This window comes from Alloalcanivorax balearicus MACL04, assembly GCF_025532145.1.
Lineage (GTDB): Bacteria > Pseudomonadota > Gammaproteobacteria > Pseudomonadales > Alcanivoracaceae > Alloalcanivorax > Alloalcanivorax balearicus.
The window spans coordinates 1-14,286 of the sequence record NZ_ARXS01000017.1 but is presented as its reverse complement, the minus strand read 5'-3'; the positions used below and the strand labels follow the sequence as shown (position 1 = coordinate 14,286).

Genomic DNA, 14,286 nt, shown 5'->3' with positions numbered 1-14,286 from the left:
CACTGTTCCCTATTAACTATTCACTGCCTTTCCCATATGGCAGTGCCATCGCCGCCGCCCCCAGCGCCTGATCATCAGCGAACAACTCTCCTTCATGGTCCAGGCGCACCACCGCGAGCAGGCGGGGGGTGGGTTCGCCGCGGGCGCTGTCGACCACCTCGCCGACGGCGCGGCCGTCGGTGTTGCGCAGAGGTTGTCCCGGGGAGAGGGGTGGGCCGTTGTAGGTGAAGGCGGCCATGCGTTGCTTGAGCTTGCCCTTGAAGTGCATGCGCGCCACCACTTCCTGGCCGGTGTAGCAGCCTTTGTTGAAGCTGACGCCGCCGAGCAGGTCGTAGTTGAGCACCTGCGGCAGGAACAGATCCTCGCCGCCAGGGTAGATCTGGCCTTCGCCGGCGCCGATATCGAGAAAACGCCAGCCCTCGCCGTCGATCGGGGTGCGGCTTGCCCGCTTAAGTTGCGCCCGGCTCAGTTCCGCCAGGGCGTCGTCAGCGCCGATCACCAGCAGTTGCTCGGTGAGCGGATAACGCAGCAGGGTCAGGCCATCATGGTGGCGGCCGTGGCCTGCTTCCGGCAGCGGCAGGCCGGTTTGCTCCAGCGCTCCGGCCAGTCCGATCACGCGCAGATCCTCCGCCACTTCAAACGTCACCTTGGCACGCAGGCGGTATTTTTCCAGGCAACGGATCACCGTCTCGGCCATGGTCGCCGGGCATAGGATCAGATAGCCCTGGTCATCGCGGATCAGGCGCAGGCTCACCAGGCCTCGGCCTTTCAGCGACAGATGCATGGCGGCATGGTGCTCGCCCTGGTCGATCCGTTGCAGGTCACAGGTGAGTTGCCCTTGCAGATAGGACCCCGCTTCCTCGCCGCGCACCCGCACCACCGCCAGATGGTCGCAGATCGCCAGGGCCGGTGTGGTAACGCCGCCGTTGGCGGGGGAGAGTTCCGCGATTAAAGAGGACCAAGCGCTCATAGTGTTCCCGGTTATTGGCTGGTCACACATGATAGGGAATCGGAGCGGGTGCTGTCAGCTTTCGCCCATATCGCCGGATGATCCGCTGACATACAATTGCCGTTCGCTTAATCGTTGGGGAAAGACATGTCGCTGGCCGATCTGAAACGTCGTTATCGCTGGCAGTGCCGTCGTGGCGCTTCCGAGGTGGAGGTGGTGCTGTACGGCTATCTGGATCATCACTTCGAGCAGGATAGCGAGGCCAACCGGGCACTGTTCCCGAAACTGCTGGAATGCGCGGACGTCGACATGCTGGAGTGGTTCACCGCCCGTTCGGAACCGCAAGACCCGGAGTTACGCGCCTATGTCCGCCACATACTCGGCCTCGTTTCCGCCCCGTCTTGAGCTGCGCCCTTCGGCCTGGCCGCGCCGTCTGCGCCTGGCCGCTTTGCTGATTTCCGCTCTGGCGCTGTGGCACAGCGCGGTGCCGGGGTGGGCATTACCGCCGTTGCTGGCGGGGCGGCCGCCGCTAGTGACGGCGGTGGCGGTCACCGCCACGGAAGTGACTCTGGTGTTGGGAAATGGGGACCTGGAAAATCCGGACCTGAAAGAGAGCCGGATCACCGTGACGGCGCCGTTCCGCGCCTGGACGCCCGGGCCCTGGCTGGCACTGCGCTGTCCCGGCCGGGGCTGGGTCTGGATCTTCGCCGACCAGGCCGGGGAGGCGGCGCTCACGCCGCTGCGTCAGGTGCTCTGGCTCAATCGGCGGCGCTGATCGGCGAAAGGGCGCCCTCGTGCAAGGGGCTGTTGTCCGGCACCAGCACGCTGTCCCGTGGCGGATCCTGGGGGCCGGGAAACTCGCGCATGAAATGCAGGCCCCGGCTTTCCCGGCGCTGCAGCGCCGAGCGGATGATCAGGTCGGCGATCACCACCAGGTTGCGTAACTCCAGCAGATCGTTGCTGATGTGGTAGTTGCTGTAATACTCGCTGATTTCCTTCTGCAGCAAATCCACCCGGTGCTGCGCCCGCTCCAGCCGTTTCACCGTACGCACGATGCCCACGTAGTCCCACATGAAGCGCCGCAACTCATCCCAGTTGTGGCTGATCACCACGTCTTCGTCGGAGTCGGTGACCAGGCTGTCGTCCCACTCCTCGGCGCCGCGCGGCAGCGGCAGACCGGCAAGGTGCTTGCTGATGTGGCGGGCCACGGAGCGGCCGTACACCAGGCATTCCAGCAGGGAATTGCTGGCCATGCGATTGGCGCCGTGCAGGCCGGTGAAACTGGTTTCGCCCAGCGCGTACAGACCGGGCAGGTCGGTTTCGCCGTTTTCGTTGATCATCACCCCGCCGCAAGTGTAATGGGCCGCCGGCACCACCGGGATCGGATCGCGGGTGATGTCCAGACCCAGTTGCAGGCACTTGGCGTAGACGGTGGGGAAGTGCTCGATGATGAAATCTGCCGGCTTGTGGCTGATATCCAGATACAGACAATCGGCGCCCAGGCGCTTCATTTCGTGGTCGATGGCGCGGGCCACCACATCCCGTGGCGCCAGTTCCGCCCGTTCATGGAAGCGCGGCATGAAACGCTCGCCGTTGGGCAGCAGCAGTTTGCCGCCTTCGCCGCGGATTGCCTCGGTGATCAGGAAGCTCTTGGCCTTGGGGTGGTACAGACAGGTGGGGTGGAACTGCATGAATTCCATGTTCGCCACCCGGCAGCCGGCGCGCCAGGCCATGGCGATGCCGTCGCCGGTGGCCACGTCCGGATTGGAGGTGTACAGGTACACCTTGGAGGCGCCGCCAGTGGCCAGCACCACCGAGCGGGCCAGAATGACATCGGTTTCGCCGCTGCGTATGTCGTGCACATAGGCGCCGCAGCAGCGCCGCTCGCCATTGTGCACCTGGGTGATCAGGTCCACCGCCACCCGGTGTTCGAACCGTTCCACGTTGGTCTTTTCCTTGACGCGGTCGATCAGCGTGCTGGAGATCGCCACGCCGGTGGCGTCGGCGGCGTGGATGATGCGCCGGTGGCTGTGGCCACCTTCGCGGGTCAAATGATAGGGCAGGGGCGCGTCCTGGCCACCGGGCATGCGGGTGAAATCCACCCCTTGTTCAATCAGCCAGCGGATCGCTTCCGGGCCGTTTTCCACGGTGAACCGCACCGCGTCGTCGTGGCACAGGCCGGCGCCGGCCACATGGGTATCCTGGACATGGCTGTCCATGGAATCGGATTCATCCAGCACCGCCGCCACGCCGCCCTGGGCGTAATAGGTGCTGGCGTGGGTCAGTTCGCCCTTGGAAAGCAGGGCCACCCGGGCGTCGCCGGGCAGGCGCAGGGCCACGGTCAGGCCGGCGGCGCCGGAACCGATGATCAGAACGTCGTAATGGAAGGTTGCCATAGCTATCCGCGGTTATCCGCGCTGCCGGCTCGACACCGTGACCGGGGACGGTACGCAAAGCGGCGCATTATGGAGGTGAATTGTTGAACCATTGTGAAAACCGGCCATGTTCAGGGAGGCCAGTATAGCGGTCCAGGCAACTCCTGTTACAATACCGCGCTTCAATCCTGGCTGGCGGGGCCGAATCCGCTCCGGCACGGCCAGGGCAAGGCGAAGATCGCGACGTTCCGGGGGGCACAGTGCTTCTGCAACACCAGCTCACGACGGGAAAAACAGGGCCATCGGCGCCTGGTCGGTATGCGCCGTGCGTGCCGTGCCGACGGGATGTCGCCGCTCGTCTTGCCACGACCACCCCGAAGGAGTGCTAGGTGTCCGACGAACAGTTGGTCAAAAAAGCCAAGATTGGTGATCAGCGCGCCTTCGAAGTGTTGGTACTGAAGTACCAGCAACGCATTTTCGCTCTCATCAGCCGTTACGTCCGCGACCAGGATGAGGTCCAGGACGTGGCCCAGGAAGCTTTCATCAAAGCCTGGCGCGCCTTGCCGCGGTTCCGCGGTGACAGCGCCTTCTATACCTGGCTTTACCGCATCGCCGTCAATACCGCCAAGAACCATCTGGTGGCCCAGGGGCGCCGTCCTCCGGGCACCGACCTGGATGCCGCCGAGGCGGAACAGTACAGTGGCGCGGAAATCCTGCACGAGATTGGAACCCCTGAGTCCCATGTGTTGTCTGAGGAGCTGGAGGCAGTAATCCACCGGGCCATCGAGGCACTGCCCCAGGAACTCAAGACCGCTGTGACCCTGCGTGAATTCGAGGGCCTCAGCTATGAGGACATCGCGGTGGTCATGGAATGTCCGGTGGGAACGGTGCGTTCGCGCATCTTCCGGGCTCGGGAAGCCATCGACGAGGCGGTGCGACCCCTGCTAGGGTCGCAACGTGGAGACAAAGGGTGAGGTCATGAAACGGGACTTTGAAGTGTTGTCCGCCCTGCTGGACGGTGAAACCAATGAATTCGAGACGCGGCGGGTGCTGCGGGATCTGGATACGCTGAATGAGAGCGATCTGGATACCCTGGCCCGTTGGCAGCTTACCCGTGATGTGATGCATGGCCAGGCGGTTCGGCCGGTGCCATCGTCCTTTAACGCGCGTCTGTCCGAGGCGCTGGCGGCGGAATCGGCGCCGGCGCGCCGGTCCGGCCTGGTGGGTGGTTTCGCCCGGGTGGCGGTGGCCGCCTCCGTGGCCGCGGCCACCGTGGTGGGCTGGCAGTACTGGAGTGGGCCCTCCGGCTCTTCCGTGTCTTCCGGCGCGCCGCAAAACACCCTGGCCGCCAATGATCAGCGCATGAGCCGTCCGTTCGGCGATCTTTCGCTGGTGTCGCAAAGCGCCCGTGGCGGTGCCAGCACGGCACCGGTGCAGGTCAACGCGGCCCAGCCGCGGGTCAACGCCATGCTGATGCGGCACAGTGAGTTCGCCGCGCGCCACAGCGGTCAGGGCATGATGCCTTATGCCCGTCTGGTGAGCATGGACGCCCGCAACGGAGCACGCTAACGAATGCTGCGAACCCTCGCTTTTGGTCTGACCCTGATAGCGCCGCTGCCGGCGCTGCTGCTCGCTCCGCCGGCCTCGGCTCAGGAAGCCCCCGCGGCGACCCTGCTGCAATCCATGTCCGAGGCGTCCCGGCAACTCAACTATAAAGGCCGTTTCCTCTATCAGTTTGGTGCCGAAGTGAGCACCATGGAGGTAAGCCATGCGATCTTCGACGATCATCAGTATCAGCGTCTGACCCATCTCGACGGTCGCCTGGTGGAGGTGTTGCGGCGCGGACCGGAGCTGGTCTGTCTGCATTCCAACGGCACCTTGACCCGGATCTCCGATGCCAACGGCTCGCCACTGGAATTCCAGGACCGACTGGCGAGCGCGATCCCTTCCCAGTACAACGTTCTCCTCGACGGTGACGGCCGCGTCGCCGGCCGCCCGACCCTGCGCGTGCGCGTGGCGCCACTGGACAACCACCGTTACGGCTACCGGCTGTGGCTGGATGACGAAAGCAAACTGCTGCTGAAGTCGGAAATGGTGGATGGCAACGGTCTGGCACTGGAGCGGGTGGAATTCGTCACCCTGGATTTGAATCCCGGGCTGCAACGGTCGGACTTCGATGTGCCCGAGACCCACAGCGAACGGGCCCTGGAAAACGTGGCGTCTTCCCGGCCCGGTAATTTCGTCATCGAGGCGCAGTGGCTGCCCGGCGGTTTCGAGGCCGTGGATCAGGATTGGCGCCGCGTCGACACGGTGGCGGATCCGGTGGCGGCGCAGAGTTACAGTGATGGTCTCGCCACCTTCACCGTTTTCGCCGAAGCCACCGACGGCGCCAGCCCCGAAGAGGGGGTCAGCCGGGTCGGTCCCACCGTGGCGATCAGCCGCCACACCCAGAACGGGCCAGTTACCTTCCTTATGACCCTGGTGGGTGAAATCCCCCAGCCCACGGCCGAACGGGTCATGCAATCAATACAGGTCTCCACGGCGCAATGATCGAGGAGCACGGGCGCGTGGTGGCACGGGAGCCCGGCGCGATCTGGGTGGAAACCGTGCGGGCCGGTGTCTGTGATGCCTGCCAGGCCCGTAAGGGTTGCGGCCACCGCCTGATCAATCAAAGCGGCGGGCAGCGTGCCCGTCTTCGCGTGCTGACCCGCGACACTTTCCAGGACGACGAGGAAGTGGTGGTGGGCATTCCCGAAGGCGCTTTGCTGCGCGGTGCTCTGTGGGTTTACGCTTTACCCCTGGTTTTACTGTTTTCGGGCGCTCTGCTCGGCGGCGCCCTGCCGCTGCCGTTCGACGGCGCCGCGCTGTTCGGGGTGCTGGGCCTGCTGCTGGGTTTCATCATCAATCGCTGGCGTGATCGTGGTGATCGCGGCCGGGCGTATCAACCAACGGTCCTGCGCCGCTGTCCGGCGCGGGAAGATGGGGCGGTCAGGATCGTTTCGTCATAACGGGTGTCAGCACAAGACACACTGACCGGGGTTTGTTTGGGGTAGAGAAGCCCTTTTAAGGGTGGCAAGAGACTCCATCGATGCACAGGGAGCTTTCCATGGGAATGATTCAACACTATTTGTTGCCGCCGCTGCTGGCGGTGGGGCTGGTGATCGCCGGTTGCGGTGGTTCGGAGCAACAAGAGGCGCCGGCGGAGCAGCCCCAAGCGGCCCCGCCAACCCAGGCGCAGCCGTCTTCCCAGCCGCTGGTCACCGGCCTGCCGGACTTCTCCGCGCTGGTGGAGAAAGAAGGGCCGGCGGTGGTCAACATCAGCACCGTCACCCACCGTGACGCCAGCGACCAGCAACAGCAGATGGAGCAGTTGCCGGAATTCTTCCGCCGCTTCTTCGATGAATTCGGCGGCGGCATGCCGGAACAGGAGGACGTCCGCTCCCTGGGCTCGGGCTTTATCATCTCCAGCGACGGCTATGTGCTGACCAACAATCACGTGGTCGCCGACGCCGACGAAATCGTGGTGCGCCTGCAGGACCGCCGCGAGCTGGATGCGGAACTGGTGGGCGCCGATGAGCAGAGCGACCTGGCCCTGCTCAAGGTGGAAGCCTCCGACTTGCCGGTGGTCAACATCGGCTCCTCCGAAAATCTCAAGGTGGGCGAATGGGTGCTGGCGATCGGCGCGCCGTTCGGCTTCGACAGCTCGGTGACCGCCGGCATCGTCAGCGCCAAGGGGCGCAGCCTGCCATCGGACAACTATGTACCGTTCATCCAGACCGACGTGGCCATCAACCCGGGCAACAGCGGCGGGCCGCTGTTCAATCTGAATGGCGAAGTGGTGGGCATCAACTCCCAGATCATCAGCCGCTCCGGCGGTTACATGGGGCTCAGCTTCGCCATCCCCATGGACATGGCCATGGACGTGGTGGAACAGCTCAAGGACACCGGCAAGGTGAGCCGTGGCTGGCTCGGCGTGCTGGTCCAGGAGGTGGACCGGGATCTGGCCGAGTCCTTTGGTCTGGAGCGGCCCATGGGCGCGCTGGTGGCCCAGGTGGTGGAAGGCTCGCCAGCCGCCGCCGGGGGTTTGCAACCCGGTGACGTGATCATCGAGTTCGATGGCCACCAGATCGAGCGTTCCGGTGACCTGCCGAAGATCGTCGGCACCATCAAACCGGATAGCGAGGTGGCTCTGACCGTGATGCGTGATGGCGGTAAGAAAGACTTGTCGGTGACCGTCGGCGAACTGCCCGAGGACCCGCGCCTGGCCGCCGCCGGCGGTGGTGGTAGCGAGAGCGCCCAGGGCGGCGTGCTCGGCCTGCAGGTGCGCGACGCCAGTGCCGCTGAGCTGGCCCGCGCCAAGGCCGAATCCGGTGTCGTTGTCGCCAAGGTGGAAGAGGGCCCGGCCCGCGCCGCCGGAGTCCGCAACGGCGATATCCTGGTGTCCCTCAATAACCAGCCGGTCAAGGACATCGAGGCCTTGCAGGACATCGTCAAGAGCCTGCCCGAGCAAGGCACCGTGCCGGCTCTGGTCAACCGTGGTGGTAACGCCCGTTTCATCGCCCTCAAGCTGGGGCAGTGATCATCGCCGGTCCTTTCCATTCCTTTCCACGGACGAAAGGACCGCGATCGGCCTGCCTGATGCGGTTTATGGCGCCCGGCGACCAACAACTTTGGTTGCCGGGTGCATAATCCGCTAGAATCGCCCTCCATCGTTTCGTTCCTTGGCGGCAATCTGTGACCGACATTACCCATATTCGTAACTTCTCCATCATCGCCCACATCGATCACGGCAAATCCACCCTGGCGGACCGCTTCATCCAGACCTGTGGCGGCCTCAGCGATCGGGAACTGAAGGAGCAGGTTCTCGACTCCATGGATCTGGAGCGCGAGCGCGGCATCACCATCAAGGCGCAAAGCGTGACGCTGCACTACACCGCCCGCAATGGGGAAACCTACCAGCTCAACTTCATCGATACCCCCGGCCACGTGGACTTCTCCTACGAGGTGTCCCGCTCGCTGTCGGCCTGTGAGGGGGCCTTGCTGGTGGTGGACGCCGCTCAGGGGGTGGAAGCGCAGTCGGTGGCCAACTGTTACACCGCCATCGAGCAGGATCTGGAAGTGCTGCCGGTGCTGAACAAGATCGACCTGCCGCAGGTGGAGCCGGAACGGGTGATCGAGGAAATCGAGGAGATCATCGGCATCGACGCCATGGACGCCTGCCGGGTATCGGCCAAGACCGGTGTTGGTATCGAGGACCTGCTCGAGCAGCTGGTGGAGCGCATCCCGGCGCCGGAAGGGGAGCGCGGCGGCCGTTTGCAGGCGCTGATCATCGATTCCTGGTTCGACAACTACATGGGCGTGATCTGTCTGGTGCGGGTCAAGCACGGCCGCCTCAAGAAAGGCGACAAGATCGTGGTCAAATCCACCGGCCAGACCCATGTGGTGGACAGCCTGGGGATTTTCACTCCCAAACGCACCGAAACCCGGCATCTGGAAGCCGGCGAGGTGGGCTGGGTCAGTGCCACCATCAAGGACATTCACGGTGCGCCGGTGGGCGATACCCTGACCCACGCCAACAGTCCGGACGTGCCGGCGCTGCCCGGCTTCCAGAAGGTCAAACCGCAGGTCTACGCCGGTATGTTCCCGGTCTCCGCGGACGACTACGAGGATTTCCGTGACGCGCTGTCCAAGCTGGCGCTGAACGACGCCTCCCTGTTCTACGAGCCGGAAACCTCGGACGCCCTGGGCTTCGGCTTCCGCGTCGGCTTCCTCGGCATGCTGCACATGGAGATCATCCATGAGCGGCTGGAACGGGAATACGACATGGACCTGATCACCACGGCGCCCACCGTGGTGTACGAATTGATGCTCAGTGACGACAGCCTGCTGTACGTGGACAACCCGTCCAAGCTGCCCGAAGGCAACAAGATCGAGGAATTCCGCGAGCCCATCGCCCGCGTCAATATCCTGGTGCCGCAGGAATACGTGGGCAACGTGATCACCCTGTGCGTGGAGCGCCGCGGTGAGCAGAAGGGCATGCAGTACCTGGGCAAGCAGGTGTCGTTGGTGTACGACATTCCCATGGCCGAAGTGGTGTTGGATTTCTTCGATCGGCTGAAGTCGGTGAGCCGGGGCTTCGCCTCCCTGGACTACGCCTTCGAGCGTTTCCAGGCCACCAAACTGGTGCGGGTGGATGTGCTGATCAACGGCGACAAGGTCGATGCGCTGGCAATGATCTGCCACCTGGATCAATCCGCCCATCGCGGCCGGGTGCTGATCGAGAAGATGAAGGAACTGGTGCCCCGGCAGATGTTCGATGTGGCGATCCAGGCCGCCATCGGCAGCAAGATCATTGCCCGCCAGACGGTGAAGGCGCTGCGCAAGAACGTCACCGCCAAGTGTTACGGCGGTGACGTGTCTCGTAAGAAGAAGCTCCTCCAGAAACAGAAGGAGGGCAAGAAACGGATGAAGCAGGTGGGCAACGTGGAAATTCCCCAAGAGGCCTTCCTTGCCGTGCTGAAGGTGGATGACTGATGGATATAGATATTGGCTTCTGGTTGACCCTGGCGCTGCTGGTCACCGTGGTGGTATGGATACTCGACCGGCTGTTTAAACTGCGTCAGAGAGGCGGAAGTCTGGGCAGCACGGTGGAGACTTCGAATTCGTTGATTTCGGTGTTCTTCGTGGTGCTGGTGATCCGCTCCTTCGTGGTGGAACCGTTCACCATTCCCTCCGGATCCATGCTGCCGACCCTGGAAGTGCATGACTTCATTCTGGTCAACAAGTTCTCCTATGGGCTGCGCCTGCCGGTGACCAACACCAGGATCCTGGAGACCGGCGAACCGGAGCGCGGTGATGTGATGGTGTTCAAGTTTCCGGAAAACCGCGCGCAGAATTTCATCAAACGAGTGATCGGTCTCCCCGGTGATGAAGTGGAAGTGCGTGATAATGTGGTGTACGTCAACGGTGAAGCGGTGCGGCGCGACCTGATCAAAAACGGCAGCAACAGCCAGGCCTGGCGCCGTGAGTACATCGAGATGCTCGGCGAACACCCGCATCTGATCCGCCAGGAAGGCCCGGTCAATCCGTACACCGGAGACAAGGTCATTCCCCGCAACACCCAGGGCAAGTGGCAGGTACCCGAGGGGGAGTACTTTGTCATGGGTGACAACCGGGATAACAGCAACGACAGCCGTTTCTGGGGCTTCGTCCCCGAGAATCTGGTGGTGGGCAAGGCGTTCCTGATCTGGATGCACTGGGAACCGTTCTTCTCGCTGCCCAGCTTCTCCCGCAACGGCGCGATCGACAAAGTGGAGAAATAACAACATGAAAGGGCGCGCACGTCAGGGGGGGCTTTCCCTATTGGGCTGGATCGTGGTGTTGATCGTTCTGGCGGTGTTTGGCACCGCCGCGTTCCGCATGGTGCCAGCGTATATGGAGTACAACACGATCAAATCGGCGACCGTCTCCTTGCTTGGCGACAGCAAGACCGCGCTGATGTCGGAGCGGGAAATCCGCGACGCGCTCAGCAAGCGTTTCATCATCAACCAGGTCAATGCGATCACCGCCAATGACCTGGTGGTGAGCAAGGAAGGTGGCCGTGTTTCGGTGGCGGTGGATTACGAAGTCCGTGAGCCGCTGTTCTACAATGTGTCCGTGGTGATGACATTCCAGGACACATTCAGCAAATCGGCGGCGCCGTGATCGAACACCGTGAGCGTTTGGAAAAGGCCCTGGGCTATCGTTTCAGCGATGGGGAGCGGCTGGAACTGGCGCTGACCCATCGCAGTGTCAGCCGGCGTCACAATAACGAGCGGCTGGAATTTCTCGGTGACGCCCAACTCAGCCAGATCATTTCCACCGAACTGTTCCACCGTTTTCCGGACGCGGCGGAAGGGCAACTGACCCGTATGCGTGCCTCGCTGGTGCGAGGCCAGACCCTGGCGGAAGTGGCCCGCGAGCTGGGTCTGGGGGAGTACCTGATTCTGGGCGGTGGCGAGCTGAAAAGCGGCGGCCACCGGCGTGACTCCATCCTGGCCGATACCCTGGAAGCCCTGATCGGCGCCATGGTCATCGACGGCGGTGAAGACGCCTGCCGCGAAGTCGTGCTGAGCTGGTTCGAAGCCCGGCTGGCGGCGATCAGCCCGCAGAGCGTGCGCAAGGACGCCAAAACCCGCTTGCAGGAATGGCTGCAGGCGCGCAAATATGAATTACCCGTCTACGGCGTGCTGTCGATCAGCGGCCAGGCGCCGAAACAATCCTTCGAGGTGGAATGCGAACTGAGTGGCTTGAAGAAAACCTTCCGTGCCAGCGGCCCGAGCCGCCGGCGTGCCGAGCAGCAGGCCGCGGAGCAGGCTCTGGAGTGGCTGGAGCAGACTCATGAGTGAATCCCGTCGCTGCGGTCTGGTGGCGATCATCGGCCGTCCCAACGTGGGTAAATCCACGCTGATGAACCATTTGATCGGTCAGAAGGTGAGTATCACCTCGCGCAAGCCGCAGACCACCCGTCACCGTATCCACGGCATTCTGACCCGGGACGACTGTCAGATCGTGTTCGCCGACACCCCGGGCATCCATACCGGCCAGCAACGGGCGCTCAACCGTGCCATGAACGAAGCGGCCATGTCGGCGTTGTCCGATGTGGATGTCATCTGTTTCATGGTGGACAGCGACAAGTGGAATGAAGGTGACGAGCACGTGCTGTCATTGCTGGCCCGGGCCGGCGACATTCCGGTGATCCTGGTGGTGAATAAAGTGGATCGCCTGGACGACAAAGCGGCCATGCTGCCGTTGCTGGACAAACTCAACCAGCGTCACGATTTCGCCGAAGTGATTCCGGTGTCCGCGCTGGGCGGACACAACCTGGACGTGTTGGAACAGGCGCTGGTTTCCCGCTTGCCGGAAGGGGATTTCTGGTTCGACGAGGACCAGCTCACCGATCGCAGCCTGCGTTTCATGGCGGCGGAAATCATCCGCGAAAAAGTGGTTCGGCAGCTGGGCCAGGAAGTCCCCCATCAGGTCACCGTGGAAATCGACCTGTGGGAGGACGGACCCCGTGTCACCGACATTGCCGCCACCATTCTGGTGGAACGGCGCGGGCAGAAAAAAATTCTCATCGGCGATAAAGGCGAGCGCATCAAGAGCATCGGCACCCAGGCCCGCCGCGATATCGAAAACCTGATCGAGCGCCGCGTCATGCTCAATCTGTGGGTGAAGATCAAGGCCGGCTGGTCCGATGACGATCGCGCCCTGCGTTCCCTGGGCTATGACAACTCGCGACAATCCTGACGGCGCCAACGGCCTCGAACCGGCCTGGTTGCTGCACCGCCGGCCGTTCCGCAACACCAGTCTGATTCTCGACCTGTTCCTGCCCGGCGGCGGCCGGGTCGGCGCCGTGGCCCGCGGCGGCCGTCGCAATCCGGCGCTGGCCCCGTTCGTACCGTTGTGGGTGCAATTGCAGCGGGGCAGCGGCGAACTCCGTACCTTGCGTCAGGTGGAACCGCGCGGCGCCGCCGTCTCCCTGAGCGGCACCGCCTTGTACTGCGGCTTCTATCTCAATGAGCTGCTGGTACGCCTGCTGCACCGCGACGATCCCCATCCGGACCTGTGGCCCGCCTACGAACACACTTTGAACGAGCTGAAAGGCGATACGCCCCTGGACGTGACCCTGCGCCGTTTCGAAATGGTGCTGCTGGAGGAGGTGGGCTACGGCCTGGTGCTCGAACACGATGGCGAAGGGCAACCGCTCTCGCCGGAACTGCGCTACGGCTGGGTGCCGGACCTGGGGCTGATAGCCAACAAAAACGGCCACTCCGGCGCCGACCTGCAAGCCCTGGCCGAAGACCACTGGACCCCGGCCGTGCGCCGCATGGCCAAACAACTGCTGCGCGAAGCCCTGGCGCCGCACCTGGGCGGAAGACCGCTCAGGAGCCGCGAATTATTTCGCGGCACCAGCTGATAGTTAACAGTGAACAGTGAATAGTGAATAGTGAATAGCGAAAACAAGTGCCGCCGAAGATACTTTGCGTGTATCGCAAATACAATTATGCGTTTCTGCAACGATGTTTTGACTTTAGCTGTTCACTATTCACTGTTCACTATTCACTGTTAACTGTTCATTGCCCGTCCGTTATTATGGCTGTCCCACCAACCACCCACGGTGCCAATCCCCATGCCTTCTTCCGTTCTTCTCGGCGTCAACATCGACCACATCGCCACCTTGCGTCAGGCGCGGGGCACCCGCTATCCGGAGCCGGTGCAGGCGGCGCTGGTGGCGGAGCAGGCGGGCGCCGATGGGATCACGGTGCATTTGCGCGAGGACCGGCGGCATATCCAGGATCGTGACGTGGAACTGTTGGCGCAGACCCTGCAGACGCGCATGAATCTGGAGATGGCGGCCACCGAGGAGATGGTCAACATTGCCCGCCATATCGGCCCGGCCCACTGCTGTCTGGTGCCGGAGAAACGGGAGGAGTTGACCACCGAAGGCGGCCTCGATGTGGTCGGCAACGAAGCCTGGATCAAAGCCTGCTGTGATCGCCTGGCGGAAGCGGGGATCGAAGTATCCCTGTTCATCGACGCCGACCCGGCGCAGATTGAAGCAGCTCATCGCTGCGGCGCTCCGGCCATCGAGATCCATACCGGCCATTACGCCGACGCCACCAATGAAGCCGCGCGGCTGGCGGAACTGGAGCGCGTGCGTGAAGGCGTGGCGCTGGGCCTCAAGGCAGGCCTGATCGTCAACGCCGGCCACGGCCTGCACTACCACAACACCCGCGACATCGCCGCCATCCCCGGCATCAACGAGCTCAATATCGGCCACGCCATCATCGCCCGAGCGGTGATCAGCGGCCTGCACGAAGCGGTGCGGGAAATGAAGAAAACCATTGAAAGCAGTTAATAGTGAACAGTTAACAGTGAATAGTTGCGCGGATGGACCGGCCCCAAAAAAGTAGACACCTT

General features: G+C 63.1%; 16 protein-coding genes. 14 read left to right on the top strand and 2 right to left on the bottom strand.

The annotated features are described in order from the left end of the window. Window positions 1-16: 16 nt before the first annotated feature. Window positions 17-970: a CAF17-like 4Fe-4S cluster assembly/insertion protein YgfZ gene (gene ygfZ / locus MA04_RS14305; protein ID WP_262461137.1), complete on the bottom strand. Its 954-nt coding sequence runs from the start codon at window positions 968-970 to the stop codon at window positions 17-19. Window positions 971-1,096: 126 nt separating this feature from the next. Between ygfZ and MA04_RS14300 the strand changes: the two genes are divergently transcribed. Beyond that, window positions 1,097-1,354: an FAD assembly factor SdhE gene (locus MA04_RS14300; RefSeq protein ID WP_163121622.1), complete on the top strand. Its 258-nt coding sequence runs from the start codon at window positions 1,097-1,099 to the stop codon at window positions 1,352-1,354. Beyond that, a complete protein-coding gene (locus MA04_RS14295) occupies window positions 1,314-1,724 on the top strand; it encodes a hypothetical protein (protein WP_262461136.1) in 411 nt (136 codons plus the stop codon). The genes MA04_RS14300 and MA04_RS14295 overlap by 41 nt, the downstream gene beginning before the upstream one ends. Here MA04_RS14295 and nadB read toward each other — a convergent pair. Next, window positions 1,708-3,345, bottom strand: a complete 1,638-nt coding sequence (gene nadB / locus MA04_RS14290) for an L-aspartate oxidase (RefSeq protein ID WP_262461134.1) — start codon at window positions 3,343-3,345, stop codon at window positions 1,708-1,710. The two genes, MA04_RS14295 and nadB, sit on opposite strands and share 17 nt — an antisense overlap. A 368-nt stretch (window positions 3,346-3,713) precedes the next feature. On the opposite strand from nadB, the gene rpoE reads away from it, so the two are divergent. The 12 genes from rpoE (at window position 3,714) to pdxJ (ending at window position 14,224) form a co-directional block, all read left to right on the top strand. Next, a complete protein-coding gene (gene rpoE / locus MA04_RS14285) occupies window positions 3,714-4,298 on the top strand; it encodes an RNA polymerase sigma factor RpoE (RefSeq protein WP_014993885.1) in 585 nt (194 codons plus the stop codon). Between the two features lie 4 nt (window positions 4,299-4,302). After that, window positions 4,303-4,893 carry a sigma-E factor negative regulatory protein gene (locus tag MA04_RS14280; RefSeq protein ID WP_163121616.1) on the top strand — a complete coding sequence of 197 codons (591 nt, stop codon included), beginning with the start codon at window positions 4,303-4,305 and terminating at the stop codon, window positions 4,891-4,893. A 3-nt stretch (window positions 4,894-4,896) separates the two neighbouring features. Beyond that, window positions 4,897-5,874, top strand: coding sequence for a MucB/RseB C-terminal domain-containing protein (locus MA04_RS14275; protein WP_163121614.1), 978 nt, complete (start codon window positions 4,897-4,899; stop codon window positions 5,872-5,874). After that, entirely contained in the window at window positions 5,871-6,332 is a 462-nt protein-coding gene (locus tag MA04_RS14270) for a SoxR reducing system RseC family protein (protein ID WP_163121612.1), read from the top strand. The genes MA04_RS14275 and MA04_RS14270 overlap by 4 nt, the downstream gene beginning before the upstream one ends. A gap of 98 nt (window positions 6,333-6,430) precedes the next feature. After that, window positions 6,431-7,903 (top strand): DegQ family serine endoprotease, encoded by a 1,473-nt coding sequence (locus MA04_RS14265; RefSeq protein ID WP_262461130.1) that lies wholly within the window; start codon window positions 6,431-6,433, stop codon window positions 7,901-7,903. Window positions 7,904-8,058: 155 nt separating this feature from the next. After that, window positions 8,059-9,858, top strand: coding sequence for a translation elongation factor 4 (lepA, locus tag MA04_RS14260; protein WP_262461129.1), 1,800 nt, complete (start codon window positions 8,059-8,061; stop codon window positions 9,856-9,858). Then, a complete protein-coding gene (lepB, locus tag MA04_RS14255; RefSeq protein WP_262461127.1) occupies window positions 9,858-10,646 on the top strand; it encodes a signal peptidase I in 789 nt (262 codons plus the stop codon). Before lepA ends, lepB begins: the two co-directional genes overlap by 1 nt. A 4-nt stretch (window positions 10,647-10,650) precedes the next feature. Beyond that, on the top strand, window positions 10,651-11,028 hold the full coding sequence (locus tag MA04_RS14250) for a DUF4845 domain-containing protein (protein ID WP_014993892.1): 378 nt from the start codon (window positions 10,651-10,653) through the stop codon (window positions 11,026-11,028). Next, a complete protein-coding gene (gene rnc / locus MA04_RS14245; RefSeq protein ID WP_163121604.1) occupies window positions 11,025-11,711 on the top strand; it encodes a ribonuclease III in 687 nt (228 codons plus the stop codon). Before MA04_RS14250 ends, rnc begins: the two co-directional genes overlap by 4 nt. Beyond that, on the top strand, window positions 11,704-12,612 hold the full coding sequence (gene era, locus MA04_RS14240) for a GTPase Era (protein ID WP_022996735.1): 909 nt from the start codon (window positions 11,704-11,706) through the stop codon (window positions 12,610-12,612). Before rnc ends, era begins: the two co-directional genes overlap by 8 nt. Beyond that, on the top strand, window positions 12,590-13,282 hold the full coding sequence (gene recO, locus MA04_RS14235; protein ID WP_262461123.1) for a DNA repair protein RecO: 693 nt from the start codon (window positions 12,590-12,592) through the stop codon (window positions 13,280-13,282). Before era ends, recO begins: the two co-directional genes overlap by 23 nt. A 213-nt stretch (window positions 13,283-13,495) precedes the next feature. Continuing rightward, a complete protein-coding gene (gene pdxJ, locus MA04_RS14230) occupies window positions 13,496-14,224 on the top strand; it encodes a pyridoxine 5'-phosphate synthase (protein WP_262461121.1) in 729 nt (242 codons plus the stop codon). The last annotated feature ends 62 nt before the right edge of the window (window positions 14,225-14,286 follow it).